Source organism: Deinococcus sp. LM3, from assembly GCF_002017875.1.
In the GTDB taxonomy this organism is placed as follows: Bacteria; Deinococcota; Deinococci; order Deinococcales; family Deinococcaceae; genus Deinococcus.
The window spans coordinates 2,068,143-2,081,753 of sequence record NZ_MUFV01000001.1; the positions used below are offsets into that span (position 1 = coordinate 2,068,143).

Annotated in this window: 16 protein-coding genes; 10 read left to right on the forward strand and 6 right to left on the reverse strand. The window is 69.0% G+C overall.

Annotated elements, in window-relative coordinates:
* Positions 1-48 precede the first annotated feature (48 nt).
* Complete coding sequence (locus BXU09_RS09740; protein ID WP_078302121.1) at positions 49-1,275, reverse strand: hypothetical protein; 1,227 nt, start codon at positions 1,273-1,275, stop codon at positions 49-51.
* A 214-nt stretch (positions 1,276-1,489) separates the two neighbouring features.
* On the opposite strand from BXU09_RS09740, the gene infA reads away from it, so the two are divergent.
* The 7 genes from infA to rplQ all read left to right on the forward strand — a co-directional run bounded on the left by infA (position 1,490) and on the right by rplQ (position 4,904).
* Complete coding sequence (gene infA, locus BXU09_RS09745; RefSeq protein ID WP_019012076.1) at positions 1,490-1,732, forward strand: translation initiation factor IF-1; 243 nt, start codon at positions 1,490-1,492, stop codon at positions 1,730-1,732.
* 117 nt (positions 1,733-1,849) lie between these two features.
* Positions 1,850-1,963: a 50S ribosomal protein L36 gene (rpmJ, locus tag BXU09_RS09750; RefSeq protein WP_019012075.1), complete on the forward strand. Its 114-nt coding sequence runs from the start codon at positions 1,850-1,852 to the stop codon at positions 1,961-1,963.
* 2 nt (positions 1,964-1,965) lie between these two features.
* Entirely contained in the window at positions 1,966-2,346 is a 381-nt protein-coding gene (gene rpsM / locus BXU09_RS09755; RefSeq protein ID WP_055362795.1) for a 30S ribosomal protein S13, read from the forward strand.
* A 3-nt stretch (positions 2,347-2,349) separates the two neighbouring features.
* Positions 2,350-2,745 (forward strand): 30S ribosomal protein S11, encoded by a 396-nt coding sequence (rpsK, locus tag BXU09_RS09760; RefSeq protein ID WP_046843186.1) that lies wholly within the window; start codon positions 2,350-2,352, stop codon positions 2,743-2,745.
* Between the two features lie 144 nt (positions 2,746-2,889).
* Positions 2,890-3,510 (forward strand): 30S ribosomal protein S4, encoded by a 621-nt coding sequence (rpsD, locus tag BXU09_RS09765; protein WP_055362796.1) that lies wholly within the window; start codon positions 2,890-2,892, stop codon positions 3,508-3,510.
* A 14-nt stretch (positions 3,511-3,524) separates the two neighbouring features.
* Entirely contained in the window at positions 3,525-4,526 is a 1,002-nt protein-coding gene (locus tag BXU09_RS09770) for a DNA-directed RNA polymerase subunit alpha (RefSeq protein WP_055362797.1), read from the forward strand.
* A 27-nt stretch (positions 4,527-4,553) separates the two neighbouring features.
* Positions 4,554-4,904 carry a 50S ribosomal protein L17 gene (gene rplQ / locus BXU09_RS09775; RefSeq protein WP_055362798.1) on the forward strand — a complete coding sequence of 117 codons (351 nt, stop codon included), beginning with the start codon at positions 4,554-4,556 and terminating at the stop codon, positions 4,902-4,904.
* 179 nt (positions 4,905-5,083) lie between these two features.
* On the opposite strand, the gene BXU09_RS09780 is transcribed toward rplQ, so the two are convergent.
* From BXU09_RS09780 to BXU09_RS09795, 4 genes are all read right to left on the reverse strand, one after another.
* On the reverse strand, positions 5,084-6,223 hold the full coding sequence (locus tag BXU09_RS09780) for an AI-2E family transporter (RefSeq protein ID WP_078304917.1): 1,140 nt from the start codon (positions 6,221-6,223) through the stop codon (positions 5,084-5,086).
* 360 nt (positions 6,224-6,583) lie between these two features.
* Positions 6,584-7,624, reverse strand: coding sequence for a helix-turn-helix domain-containing protein (locus tag BXU09_RS09785; protein ID WP_078302123.1), 1,041 nt, complete (start codon positions 7,622-7,624; stop codon positions 6,584-6,586).
* A 57-nt stretch (positions 7,625-7,681) separates the two neighbouring features.
* Positions 7,682-8,593 (reverse strand): ABC transporter permease, encoded by a 912-nt coding sequence (locus BXU09_RS09790; protein WP_078302125.1) that lies wholly within the window; start codon positions 8,591-8,593, stop codon positions 7,682-7,684.
* On the reverse strand, positions 8,590-10,560 hold the full coding sequence (locus BXU09_RS09795) for an ABC transporter permease (RefSeq protein WP_078302127.1): 1,971 nt from the start codon (positions 10,558-10,560) through the stop codon (positions 8,590-8,592). The genes BXU09_RS09790 and BXU09_RS09795 overlap by 4 nt, the downstream gene beginning before the upstream one ends.
* Before the next feature lie 127 nt (positions 10,561-10,687).
* Between BXU09_RS09795 and ndk the strand changes: the two genes are divergently transcribed.
* Positions 10,688-11,104 carry a nucleoside-diphosphate kinase gene (gene ndk, locus BXU09_RS09800; protein WP_055362801.1) on the forward strand — a complete coding sequence of 139 codons (417 nt, stop codon included), beginning with the start codon at positions 10,688-10,690 and terminating at the stop codon, positions 11,102-11,104.
* A 281-nt stretch (positions 11,105-11,385) separates the two neighbouring features.
* Positions 11,386-12,417, forward strand: coding sequence for a GGDEF domain-containing protein (locus BXU09_RS09805; RefSeq protein ID WP_230275081.1), 1,032 nt, complete (start codon positions 11,386-11,388; stop codon positions 12,415-12,417).
* A gap of 45 nt (positions 12,418-12,462) precedes the next feature.
* On the opposite strand, the gene BXU09_RS09810 is transcribed toward BXU09_RS09805, so the two are convergent.
* The gene (locus BXU09_RS09810) at positions 12,463-12,990 is read right to left on the reverse strand and encodes a hypothetical protein (RefSeq protein WP_078302129.1); all 528 of its coding nucleotides are present in this window, start codon (positions 12,988-12,990) and stop codon (positions 12,463-12,465) included.
* Positions 12,991-13,080: 90 nt separating this feature from the next.
* Here BXU09_RS09810 and BXU09_RS09815 point away from each other — a divergent pair, with 90 nt between their 5' ends.
* A complete protein-coding gene (locus BXU09_RS09815) occupies positions 13,081-13,410 on the forward strand; it encodes a hypothetical protein (RefSeq protein WP_078302131.1) in 330 nt (109 codons plus the stop codon).
* Positions 13,411-13,611: the final 201 nt, after the last annotated feature.

The window sequence follows — 13,611 nt, forward strand, 5'->3', positions numbered from 1 at the left end:
CGCCAGGTGGGTCACGCCGCCCGGTGATCCGGATTCCAGAATCGCCAGTCAGGGCAGCCGGGCCGTCCAGCCGTCCGCGTCGGGGTGAACGGTGTCGGCGGGCAGGTCCACGGTCAGGCCGGGCGTGCGGATCTGCCAGCGGCCTCCCTGCACGGTGGGGTGGGGCAGGCCGCGCAGCGTGACCTCCTGAACGTGTGACAGCGTGGGGCCGCCGGTGCGGGCGGGGTGGCCGAAGGTGCCCAGCTGGTCGTCCGGTCCGGGGCCGCGCAGTTGAACGTGCCGGGCGTGCAGCAGGTCGCCGCCGGGCAGGACGTGCAGGTTCATGGGATCGAATCCGCAGACGCGCAGCGCGCCGCTCAGGTGCAGGCGCGGGCCGGGTTGGGCCTCGAAGGTTTCCAGCCGCACCTGAAGCTGCGCGGCGTGGGTGGCGGCCGCCCCCTGCGCGGCGGCGTGCAGGTCGGCGTGCGGCGCGGCCGGAAGCGGGGGGCCGGTCCGTTCGAGCAGCAGCCCGGCCAGGGGTTGCCCGGTCAGCACGGCCTGCGGCCAACGGCGCTGCGGGTCGTGGCGGTCCAGCAGGTGGGCCAGGGCGGCGCCGCTGACATATGCCCAGCGGCGTGGCCCCAGGCCCGGAGCGGCGGCCGCTGCCAGCGCCGGGAGCTGTTGCAGGAAACGGGTTTCCACGTAGGTGGCCAACCCTTCGCGGGTCTCCATCCGTGCCTCGAAGGTGCGCTGCGCGTCGGTCAGCAGGGCGTGGCGCTGCCCGCGCCAGAACAGGGCCTGCCGGGCCGGGGTGAGCCAGTCGGGTTCGTGCAGGGCGCGGCGCAGGCAGCGGGTCTCCTCGGCGCGGGCGTGCAGGACTGGCGTGCAGGCCGGGTAGGTCAGGGCGTCCAGTTCGCTCACCTCCCACGCGACCGAGGGAGTGGCGTGCTGGTAGACGTGAAAGGCCTCGTGGATCAGGGTGGCAGCCAGCGTCCGGGCGTCCGGTTCTCCCAGGCTGGGCAGCAGCACGCCCGCCGCCCACTGGCCGTTTCCCAGGGGCAACGCCGTGTTGGCGTTCAGGTCCGGCCAGCGGCCCGGCCAGCCCCAGCCGTCCGGGTGCGCGGTCCAGTCCGGGCCGGCCAGCGGGTCGGGTGGAGGGCCGGTCAGCTGGTGCAGCCAGGTGTGCGTGCCGTCGAAGGTCAGGAGCGGCGTGCGCTGAGGGCAGAATCCGGGCCACAGGTCCGGGGCCTGCGCGATCAGTGTCAGAGCGGCGGACAGGGTGGCCGGAGGCTGCATGGGCTTCAGCGTGCCATGCCGGCCGGGGGAGGGGAGTGGCAGATGGGCAGCCGGAGCCGGCCCGGTCGGGGTGTCCTGAATAACCGAACGACTGCGGTGGGCTGCCTGAGGGGACCGGCAGACCCCGGCGCGGGCGCTTGCTGTTTCGGGGGGACGCATGATACCTTTACGTTTGGCTTGTATCAAGCCTGGAGGTTGCGTGGCGAGACGAAAAATGCCGGAACAGCGGGAAAAGCGTAAGAAGGAAGAGTCCGATACCGTGCGGGCCGAGGGCGTCGTGGAGGAAGCACTTCCGAACACGACCTTCCGAGTGAAGCTCGATACAGGACACGATCTCCTGGCTTACATCAGCGGCAAGATGCGCATTCACTACATCCGCATCCTGCCCGGTGACCGTGTGGTTCTGGAAATCAGTCCGTACGACACGTCGCGCGGACGGATCGTCTACCGCAAGTAAGCCCGAAGGCAGAAGTACCCACAGATTCCCCGCCTGCCAGAGGTGGGAGGGGGGTCGAGCGCTGCCAGTCAGCCGCCCACGATGGGGCGCGCCGACGCGGCTGCGCGAGGAGGAAGCATGAAAGTTCGTAGCAGTGTCAAAAAGATGTGCGACAACTGCAAGGTGATCCGCCGCCACGGGCGCGTTCTGGTCATCTGCACCAACGTCAAGCACAAGCAGAGGCAGGGTTAAGCATGGCACGTATTGCTGGCGTTGACCTGCCCCGCGAAAAGCGCGTCGAAATCGCGCTCACCTACATCTACGGCATCGGCCTGACCCGCTCCAAGGAAATCCTGGCGACCACCGGCATCAACCCGGACACCCGCGTCAAGACCCTCAGCGAAGCGGAACAGAGCACCCTGCGTGAAGCCATCGAGAAGACCTACAAGGTCGAAGGTGACCTCCGCAGCGAAGTCGGTCAGAACATCAAGCGTCTGATGGACATCGGTGCCTACCGCGGCCTGCGCCACCGCCGCGGCCTGCCCGTGCGCGGCCAGCGCACCAAGACGAACGCCCGTACCCGCAAGGGGCCGCGCAAGACCGTCGCCGGTAAGAAGAAAGCGACGAGGAAGTAAGCCATGGCGAAATCCACCAAAGGCAAGACCCCGCGCCGCGCCCGGCGCAACATCAGCGCTGGCCGCGCGTACGTGCACGCCAGCTACAACAACACCATCGTCACCATCACTGACCTCGACGGCAACTCCGTTGCCTGGAGCAGTGGCGGCACGATCGGCTACAAAGGCAGCAAGAAGGGCACGCCCTACGCTGCCCAGCTGGCCGCCGCCGACGCGGTGAAGAAAGCGCAGCAGACCTTCGGCATGAACATCGTCGACGTGATCGTGCGCGGCAGCGGCTCCGGCCGCGAGCAGGCCATCCGTGCCATCCAGGCCAGCGGGATCGAAGTGAAGTCCATCATGGACGACACCCCCGTCCCCCACAACGGCTGCCGCCCCAAGAAGAAGTTCCGCGCCTAAAGCGCACGCGCGCGCCCACCTGCCCCGCCTCCACCGCTCACCTCACGGTGACGTAAGCCTCACCACAGGCAACGGAGGCGGGCAACAGAGGGCCGCAGACCCGGCCGCACTTCACAGAAGTCGCGCCGCAAGGAGAGTTAAGACATGGGTCGTTTCCGTGGTTCCATCACCAAACAGAGCCGCCGCGAAGGCATCAACCTCGCGGAGACTGAAAAAGTCCAGAAGTACCTGGACCGCCGTCCCTACGCGCCCGGCCAGCACGGCCAGCGCCGTGGCCGTGGTCGCCCCAGCGACTACAGCGTCCGACTGCGTGAAAAGCAGAAACTCGCCCGCCTGTACGGCATGGGTGAGAAGCAGTTCCGTAACCTCTTCGAGGAAGCGGCCAACGTTCCCGGCGTGACCGGCACCGTGTTCCTGCAGCTGCTGGAACGCCGCCTGGACAACGTCGTCTTCCGCATGGGCTTCGCCAGCACCCGCCGGCAGGCCCGTCAGTTCGTCGGCCACGGTCACATCTTGGTCAACGGCAAGAAGGTCGACATCGCCAGCTACCGCGTCAAGATCGGCGACGAGATCAGCGTGTCCGAACTCGGCCGCAAGATCGGCTTCATCCAGGAAAACATGGAAGCGCAGAAGCGCCGCCGCGTGAGCCCCTGGGTCGAACTGGACGCCGAGAACTTCAAGGGCACCTTCTCTCGCCTCCCCGCGCGTGAAGACCTCGCCCTCCCCATTAACGAGAACTTCATCATCGAGTACTACTCGCGCTAAATCAGGAGGCCCCAGTGGATCAAAAGCGCCCTCAACTCAAGGCCCGCGTGGACGGCGATTACGGCGAGTTCGTCCTGGAACCGCTCACGCGCGGTTACGGCGTCACCATCGGGAACCCCATCCGGCGCATCCTGATGTCCTCGATCCCCGGCACGGCTGTCACCAGCGTGTACATCGAGGACGTCCTGCACGAGTTCTCCACGATTCCTGGCGTTAAGGAAGACGTGATCCAGATGATCCTGAACCTCAAGGAGCTCGTCGTGAAATTCCACGCGAGCGGCCCCAAGACCCTGACCCTGCGTGCGCAGGGCGAAGGGGTCGTGCGGGCCAGCGCCTTCGAGGTCCCCAGCGACGCTGAGATCGTCAACCCTGACCTGGTGATTGCCCACCTCGCAGAGGACGGCAAACTGGTCATGGAAGTGCGTGTCGAGGAAGGCGAAGGCTACGTTCCCGCCGACAAGCACGCCACCAAGGACCGCATCAACTCCATTCCGGTGGACGCCATGTTCTCGCCCGTGCGCCGCGTGGCGTACCACGTCGAGAACACCCGCGTCGGTCAGCAGACCGACCTGGACCGCCTGATCCTGCGCGTCTGGACTGACGGTAGCGTCAGCCCCCAGGACGCCCTGGACAAGGGTGTGGAGATTCTCCGCGATGAACTCACGGTGTTCGGCAACGTGGAAACCCTCCCCGCCGCCGCTCCCGAGTACCAGCAGCCGGTCTACACCCCCGCGCCCGCCGCGCCGAACGTGTACGACCTGCCCCCCCAGACCTCCTCGCTGAACCTGAACCCCGGCGATTACCCCGCCGAGATGGACTCACCCCGCGTGACCCTCGAAGGGCTGGGTCTCACGACCCGCGTGCTGCACTCCCTCAAGGAAGAAGGCATCGACAGCGTGGACGCCCTGTGCGCCCTCTCCGACCGCGACCTGAAAAAGGTCCCCGGTATCGGCGAGCGCAGCCTGGACGAAATCAAGCAGCAACTCGCCCAGTTCGGCCTCGCCCTGCGCGACTGAGCCGACTGATCCCAAAGGAGATACACCATGCGTCACGGTAAATCCGGTCGCAAGCTCAACCGCAACAGCAGCGCCCGCACCGCCCTGGCCCGCGCCCAGGCGACGGCCCTGCTGCGTGAAGGTCGCATCCAGACGACCCTCACCAAGGCCAAGGAGCTTCGCCCCTACGTCGAGAAACTGATCACCACCGCCAAGGGCGGCGACCTGCACGCCCGCCGTCTGGTGGCCCGCGACATCCACGACAACGACGTTCTGCGTAAAGTCATGGACGAAGTGGCCCCCAAGTACGCCGAGCGTCCCGGTGGCTACACCCGCATCCTGCGCGTCGGCACCCGCCGCGGTGACGGCGTCACCATGGCCCTGATCGAACTCGTCTGATTCATTGACCTGTCCGAGCGAGACCCCGCCCCCATGGCGGGGTTTCGTGTTTATAGTCCGGCCTGCCCAGCGGCGCGGGTTGCAGGGGTTTCCGACCCGGTTGCTCGCGGGAGGCGGGAATGGAAGCAGGGCCAGGAAATATACGTCCTGGCCCTGCTTCAGTTCGGTCCGCCGGACGGCTATGGCCCTTCGGTGTAGACGCGGCTGGGGAAGTAGTACCGCTGCATCAGCAGCTTGCCCAGCGCCACGGTCGGCACGGCCAGCAGCGCCCCCACGAAGCCCAGCAGTCCCACACCCACCAGGATCGCCATCAGGACCGTCACCGGGTGCAGGTCCGTGGTTCTGGACAGCACGTACGGACTCAGGAAGTTCCCCTCGATCTGGTTGGCGAGTACGAAGATGCCGATCACCACCAGGATCTTGACGAGGGCGCCCGGCAGGGTCAGGGCCAGCAGGATCGCCGGAAGCGCCCCGATGATCGGCCCCAGGTACGGCACGATGTTGAACGCGCCCGCCAGGAACCCGATGGCGGCGGCGCTGGGAATCCCGACGATGCTCAGGCCCAGCCACACGAACACCCCGATGAACGTGGCGATCACCAGCTGCCCGCGCACGTACCCGCCGACCGCCGTGCCGATCAGGTCCGTGATCTCCAGCACGCGCGGCTGCCAGGGGCGCGGGAAGATGCCCAGCAGCGTGGCGTTCACGCGGCTGTAGTCCAGCATCAGGTAGATGCTCAGCAGCAGGATCAGCAGCAGCTGCCCCACGACCCCCCCGATGGACAGCAGGCCGCTGAGGATCGAACCGGTGGAGCTCAGGCCGCGTTGCAGGATCGGCATCAGGTTCTCGCCGAGGTTCTGCACGTACTTCTGCGCGGCCTCGATCAGCTGCGCGCGGGTGTTCCCCAGGCCCGGCACGCCCAGACTGCTGAGCCAGCGGGTCATGCGGTCCAGGGTGTCGCCCAGCGTTCCGATCTGCTCCGGAAGTTTCTGCAGCAGCGTCACCAGCTGCGCCGATACGGTCGCCAGCAGCACGCCCGCCAGTCCCAGCAGCGCCATGAAGACCAGCACCACGAAGAACACGCCCAGCCCCCGTTTGACCCGGCCGCGCTCCAGCCAGTTCAGCAGCGGATTGGCGAGGTAGGCGATCAGGAACGCCACCGCGAAATCGATCAGCACCGAACGGATCTGGCCGGCCAGCCGGTACAGCACATACGCCACCAGCACGAAGACCGCCAGGCGCACCCAGGGAAGACGCCAGGCATATTGAAAGGCGTTCAGGTTGTTCCGGTCCGGACGGGAGGAAGGTGAAGTGGTCACGTTACTCACACTGTACGGCAAGGAACCCGCCCGGCCTGAGGGTCATACGGATTCCGTTTGTTTCGCCAACAATCCGGAACTTCACCGGATTGCCGGCTGCACGTCCGGAACCCGTTTCTCTCTTACTCGCATCCGCTCGGATTGAACGGGCTTTGCAGCCCATTCAATCGGAGTCCGTATCATTCCTTCAGGCCGGGCGGGTCGTGCGGTCAGGCGGGGGAGGTCATACGGACTGCCGTTTGTTTCGCCGACAATCCGGAACTTCACCGGGTTGCCGGCTCCACTTCCGGAACCCGCCCTGCTCCCACTCGCTTCGCTCGGACCCAGCGGGCTTTGCAGCCCATTCAATCGGAGTCCGTATCAGAAGGTGCGGGTCACGACCTGACCGGCCTGTCCGAGGGGGGCGGGCGCGGCGCCGTTCACGGCGACCTTCACGGCCCCGGCGTTCCCGGTGCGGATGGTCACGCCTTTCGGGAACCCCTTGACGGTTCCGGCCGGCGGGGTGCCCTGGTACAGCACGCGGCCCGCCGCGTCGGTCACGCGGGTCCAGGACGCGCCGCTGAAGGTGACGTTCACCGCCTGCGCCGGGGTCGCTGCGGGCGTGGGGGCGACGGCCGGAGGAGCGGCCGGGGTGGTCGTGGTCGGGGTGGTGGAGCCGCCCGGCGTGACAGTTCCCGTGGCCGGGGTCGGCGCTGGCCGGGCGGCGCGGGCGGCGTTCAGGTCCACCAGGGCGCTGTTCTGTCCGGTCGGGCGCAGCTGGGCGCGCAGGTTGCGACTGCGGCTCAGGTCCACCGTTTCTTTCAGGGGGGCGCGTCCGGCGGCTTCTACACGCAGCTGCGCGTTGCGGCGGGCGTCCACCGGGAACGACCGGACGGGCGTGACGCCCAGGTCGCGGTTGTCCAGGTAGACGCGCGCGCCGGCCGGCACGCTGCTGACGCTCAGGCGGACGGTCGCGACCGGGGCGGGGGTCGGTTCGGGCGTCACGGCGGGCGTGACCACCGCCGGGGCGGGTGCGGGCCGCAGGGCGCTCAGGGCGTAGTACCCGCCGGCCGCGAGGACGATCACGCCGGTCGCCACGCCGGCCAGCAGCGCCGGGCTCAGGCCGCGGCCAGGGGCGCGCGGGCCGGGTCGGGCGGCCGGGCCGCGCAGCGACTGCGTCATCTCGGCCGAGGCCGGCACGCTGCGGTCGAAGTCGGCCAGCAGCGGCGCGGGGTCCAGGCTGAGTTCACGGGCGTAGCGTTGCAGGTACGAGCGGGCGAAGGTGCGTTCGGGCAGCAGACTGGTGTTGCCGTCCTCGAGGGCGCGCAGGTAATCCCCGCGGATCTTGGTGCGCAGGGCCACGTCCTGCGTGGTGAGCCCCTGGGATTCACGGGCCTGTTTCAGCGCGGCGCCAAAGCTCATATCCGTTACCCTACACGTTTCCGGCCGTGCATGCCGGCGCTGAACGAGACAACGACCTCAGCCGTCATACGGGGTGCCCAGGGCCTTGGGTGCGCGGCTGCGGCCCGTGAAGATCAGGGCGATGATGGTGATCAGGTACGGCAGCGCCTGCACCAGCGTGGACGGCAGCAGGTTCTGCCCGTCGAGCGTGATGCTCAGGGCCTGCAGCAGCCCGAACAGCAGGGTCGCGGCCAGCACGCCCAGCGGTTTCCACTGCCCGAAGATCAGTGCGGCCAGCGCGATGAAGCCGCCCCCGGCGCTGATGTTGCGCACGTACGAGTCCAGGTTCCCGATGCTCAGGAACACCCCGGCCGTGCCGGCCAGCACGCCGGAGAGAATCACGGCGCTGTAGCGCATGCGGCGCACGTTCACGCCCATGCTGGCCGCCGCGCCCGGCTGCTCACCGGTGGCGCGCAGGCGCAGGCCGTACGGCGTGCGGTACATCACGTACCACGCGGCGGCCACGGCCAGGAACGCGAAGTACACGGGCGGCGAGAACTTCAGGTCCCCGATGCCCCACAGCGGCAGGGCGTTCTCGACCTTGGGGCTCTCGTTCGACACGCCGTACAACGCGGTCAGCAGGACCGCCGGGACGCCCGTGGCGAGCAGGTTGATGGCCGTGCCGCTGATCACCTGATTGGCGCGGTACTTGATGGACACGACCGCGTGAATCCAGGCGATCAGGCCGCCGACCAGCATGCCGGCCAGCCAGCCCACCCAGGGGGCAGCGGCGCCCAGCGACGGTTCCAGCAGTTTGGTGGCGACCGCCCCGGTCAACGCCCCGAAGATGATCAGGCCGTCCAGGGCGATGTTCACGACGCCGCTGCGTTCGCTGAACAGGCCGCCCAGCGCGGTCAGCAGCAGCGGCACGACAGAGCGGATGAAGGTGACCAGGAAGGCGGTCGTGAACAGCTGCTCGAGAAGATTCATTTGTCACCGTCCCGGTTGTGCTCGGGGTTCTGACCCACGTTGGGAAGAGGGGTGCTGCGTTCCAGGTGCGCGGCCGAGGTGCCGTCCAGGGAGGGGGCGCCGGGGGAGGCCTTCGCGGAGGCCAGCAGGGCGGGGGGTGGCGGGTCGGTCACGCGGCGGCTCAGGAATCCGCCGGCGGCGATGAACAGCACGATCAGGGCCTTGAGGACCGTCACGATGTCGCGGTTGATGGTGTCGAGTTTCTGGTCCACGTCGATCCCGCCGGTGTCGATGGTGCCGAACAGCACGCTGGCGGCCACCACGCCGGCCGGGGTGCTCTGGCCCATCAGGGCGACCGCAATGCCGTCGAAGCCGACGTTCACGGGCATGTTGCCTTTCAGGCGGTACTCGTCGAGCGCGCCGCCGTTCACGTAGTGCGTGCCGGCCAGACCCGCGAACATCCCCGCGATGGTCATGGCCAGGATCGTGCCGCGCGCCACGCTGATCCCGCCGTACTCGGCGGCCTTGGGCGACAGGCCCACGGCGCGCAGGGCGTAGCCGGTCGCGGTGCGCCACATCAGCAGGCCGAACAGCGCCGCGCACACCAGCGCGATCAGGAACGCGCCGTTCAGCTGGCTGCCGGTCACGCTGACCGGAATGCCGATCTGCCACGTCAGGGCGCCCAGGATCAGCGCGGCGGCCGCCGCGATCAGGGAGCGGTTCTTCTGGCGGCGCAGCGCGAGGCGCGCCCCGAAGAACGCGGCGGTGGCGACCAGCAGCCCGATGCTGATGGCGACCGCGCCGTTCTGCCCGACGTTCAGGACACTCAGGAGCGGGCGCAGCTGCGCGGCCTCCTGCAATTCCTGGCTGCGCGGCTCGAAGCCCTCGGCCTTGAACGGCAGCGAGTACTCGCGGCCCAGGAACGGGAACTTGTCGTTGCCGATCATGAAGATGAAGATCGCGGACGCCACGTAGTTCAGCATGATCGTGTTGATGACCTCGCTGGACCCGAAGCGCGCCTTGAGGACGCCCGGAATGGCGCCCCACAGCGCGCCGCCCAGCGCGGCAGCCAGCACGGACAGCGGCAGCAGCGCCCAGCCCAGGCTGGCCGGGGCGTACACGCCGACCAGCATCGCGCCGATGGCGCCCATGGTCAGCTGGCCCGGCGCGCCGATGTTGAACAGACCCGTGCGGAACGCGAACGCCACGCTCAGACCCGTGAAGATCAGGGGCGTGGCGAGCTTCAGGCTGTCCAGCAGCGGGTTCAGGGCCGTGAGCGGCGCGAACAGCGTGGAGTACACGAAGTACACCATGTCGGCCTTGGCCAGCCAGCCGCTCCAGAGGCCCAGGGGCGCGCCGCTCTGGTTGACGGCCGGCTGCACGATCAGGACGACCAGCGCGCCCACCAGGATCGCCAGACCGATGGCGGCGGTCGGGACCAGCAGGCCGCGCATGCGGTTGAAGGTCTGCCACCACCAGTCGCGGGCGCTCAGGCCCGCCCCGGCGGCGATCAGGCCCGCCAGGACCGGAAGGAACAGGCCCAGGTTCATGCCGCCGCTGGCGTAGTAGTTCCGCAGCTGACGTTTGGCGCCGGGCCGCAGGGCGCTGTCGGCCATGACGCGCGCCGTCTGCTCGTCGATGCTGTTGCCGAGCGTCACGACGGCCGCGGTCGCCAGGACCGAACCGATCAGGCCGGTGATCCAGAACCAGTTCTGGCGGCGCAGCGCTCCGGCGAGCGTGGCGACCATCATGACGAGGGTGGCCCAGGCGAGCGCGACGATGGTGCCGGTCGGCGGCAGCGGCGCCTCCTGACTGGCCGAGAGGTTCATGACCGAACCGCTCAGGTGCAGCAGCACGGCGTCCGCGCTGAAACCGCGGCCCAGGGTGGCCAGGGGAGCCAGGAGCATCCCCGCGACCGCGACCGCGCAGGCGATCAGCGCGATACGTGAAGCGTCCCCGGAGGGGCGAGAGTGAGAAACGTGGGTCACCGGAGCATTGTACGTGGTCCAGACATGCAGTGGAGGACCCTGCCCGGAGTGTGCGGGGTCCGTCGGCGGGGGTACCGGGGGACCGGGCTCTTCGCCCCGCCCGCCGCCTGCTATTCTCGGGAACGCTATGGAACGTACTTTTGCCATGATCAAACCCGACGGCGTCCGCCGTGGCCTCACTCCTGAAATTCTGGCGCGCATTCAGCGCAAGGGCTACCGCGTGGTGGGCCTCAAGCAGATGGTCATCCCCCGCGAGACCGCCGAAGCCCACTACGGCGAGCACAAGGAGCGTCCCTTCTTCGGTGAACTGGTGGACTTCATCACCGGCGGCCCGGTCGTCGCCATCGCCCTCGAAGGCGAGAACGCCATCGCCGGCTGGCGCGGCATGATGGGCGCGACCAACCCCGCGAGCGCCGCGCCCGGCACCATCCGCGCCGACTTCGCCACCAGCATGGGCGAGAACGTCACGCACGGCAGCGACAGCAGCGAAAGCGCCGCGCGTGAACTCGCGCTGTTCTTCGCGGACGGCGAACTGCTCGCCTGAACCGACCCCCGTCACGTGCGCCCCGGCTGGTCTGAACTGGTCGGGGCGCCGTTCATGCAGGGGGCAGTGGCGTCCGCCGGGCGCCGGCACCCCTCATACGGACTTCGATTGAATGGGCTGCAAAGACCGTTCAATCCGAGCGAAGCGAGAAGGAGAAAAACGGGTTCCGGACGTGGAGCTGGCAGATCGGTGGTGTTCCGATCTGTCAGCGAAACAAACGGAATCCGTATCAGCCCCGCCCGAACCCCGTTCCTCCCTGCCGCCCGCCGGAGACGCCGCCCATGACCTCCCTGCCGCAACGACTTCAGCGCAGCCGCCTGTTCGCGGTGTGCATCGCCAGCAGCGCCTACCTGCTGTACGCCCTGCTGACCGCCCTGATCGACCCGCCCGGCCCCTTTCCCGGCGCGTACCAGACCCCCAAGTACTGGGCGACCCTGGTGCCGCTGGTGACCGTGATCGGCACGCTGATCTGGCCTCACCGGCTGCGGGAGATCTACACGTTCAGCACCGTGGGCTACCTGCTGGTGGCGCTCGTCGAGATTCCGCGCGCCATCGCCTGGGGCGACATGCCCATGCACCTGACACTGTGGCTGATGCTGAACGTGCTCGTGTCGTACCTGGTGTTCGGTTCGCGCATCGGGACGGCCGTGAACATGGTCAGCGTGGTCGGCATGATCGTCACGGTGATCGCCAACGGCCCGGTGGACCCGCCGAACCTGGTGGACTGGGTGACGGCCAGCCTCGCCATCGGCACGACCGGCCTGCTGGCGTACCTGCTCACGGCGTTCATCGAGCAGAACCTCGACGAGCACCGCGAGGACACCCGCCGCCTGCGTGCCGCGCGGCTCGACGCCCTGACCGAGGTGTACGGGCGCGGCGCGGCCGAGGAGGAGTTCGAGCGGGCGCTGCACACCGCGCAGCGCACCGGCACGCCCCTGAGCATCGTCGTGACCGACATCGACCACTTCAAACGCGTGAACGACGAGCACGGCCACGCTGCCGGCGACGACGTGCTGCGCGCCTTCGGGAAACGCCTGCGCCGCAGCGTGAGCGGCGGGGGCGGCGTCGTGGGCCGCTGGGGCGGCGAGGAATTCATCGTGTTGCTGCCGGGCGTCGCCAGGACCGACGCGCAGGCCATCGCCGAGCGGCTGCGTCAGGAGGTCGCCGACGAGGCGATCGCGGGCCTGCGCGTGACCGCCAGTTTCGGCGTGTCGAGCTACCGGGGCGAGCAGGACGACACCGTGACCCTGTTCGGCCGCGCCGACAGCGCCCTGTACGAGGCCAAACGCGCCGGGCGCAACGCGGTGCGCTGACCCCTGCCCCGCCCGCCCCCTGCCCCGCACGGAGCCTGCCGGGCCTCAGCGGGCCGGCTGGAACGCCCCCAGCAGCTCCGGTTCGACCTGCGTGGCGTAGCTGCGCGTCAGGATCTTCAGGCCGTCCGTGCGGGTCAGGACCAGCGTGTCCCGCAGGCGTGACGCCGGGCCGGGCCGCAGGCCCTCGCCCTGCGCGGTCCTCACGGCGCGGGCGTCGGCGCCCGCCACGTCCCGCGCCGTGAAGCCCGGCCGCGTGAGTTCCAGCATCCAGGTCATGGGGCGCGCGTCACTGTCGTACTGGATGACCACCCGCCGCGCGTCCAGCGGCACCCGGTCCTCCCACACGGCGCGGCGCAGGCCGCCCGGCACCCGCGCCTTCTGCGTGGACTGCACGTCGAACGCGCCGGTCGCCATGAACAGCACCTGCCCGATCAGGTCGACCGTCCCGTCCGTCCGGGCGTTGCCCGCCTGGGAGCCGCCCCCCTGGGAGCTGCCCACGTCGGGCCGGCAGCCGGTCAGGACGAGGGCGCACAGCGCGGCGGACAGCAGGGCGGCGGAAGCAGAGGCGCGCATGACCCTGACCGTACACCCGCCCGCGCGGGTCATCTGTCACGCGCCCCGCCTTCCCTGCACTGCGTGCCCACTCCGCTATGGTGACCGGGTATGACGCCGCACCAGCTGACGCTTCTGGTCACGGGCGCCCTCCTGACGGTCCTGCTGGGCCTGGGCCTGAGCCTGCAACTGGGTCGGCGGGGCGTGAGGCGCCGCGTTCACCACCTGCTGTTCTTCCTGGTGAGCGCCGGTACGCTGCTGGCCGCCGCGCTGGCGTGGCGTGACGGCGCGCGCGCCTGGGCGCTGCTGCCCGCCCTGGCCCTGCTGCTGAGCATGCCCCGCACCCGGCCCGGCCACGCCGACCACTGGCAACGGGCGCTGGCCTGCGCCGCCGCGTTCCTGACCGGCACGCTGGTCGCGTGGGGCGTGCCGAATCCCTGAGGCCGGGTGCGCTGGAACAGGTGCCATACAGGCGCTTTTCGTCGCTGTCCGGCTGGCCGGGCGGAGCGAGTGAAGTTGACCGGGCGGGACGGGAAAGGGAGGCATCCGGAGTTTTCTGCCCTGACCCCGTCATTCGGAGAACTGCTCTAAGCTGACCCGCATGAGTTCTTCCGACTCCACCCCAGAAAGTGCCGTGCAGGA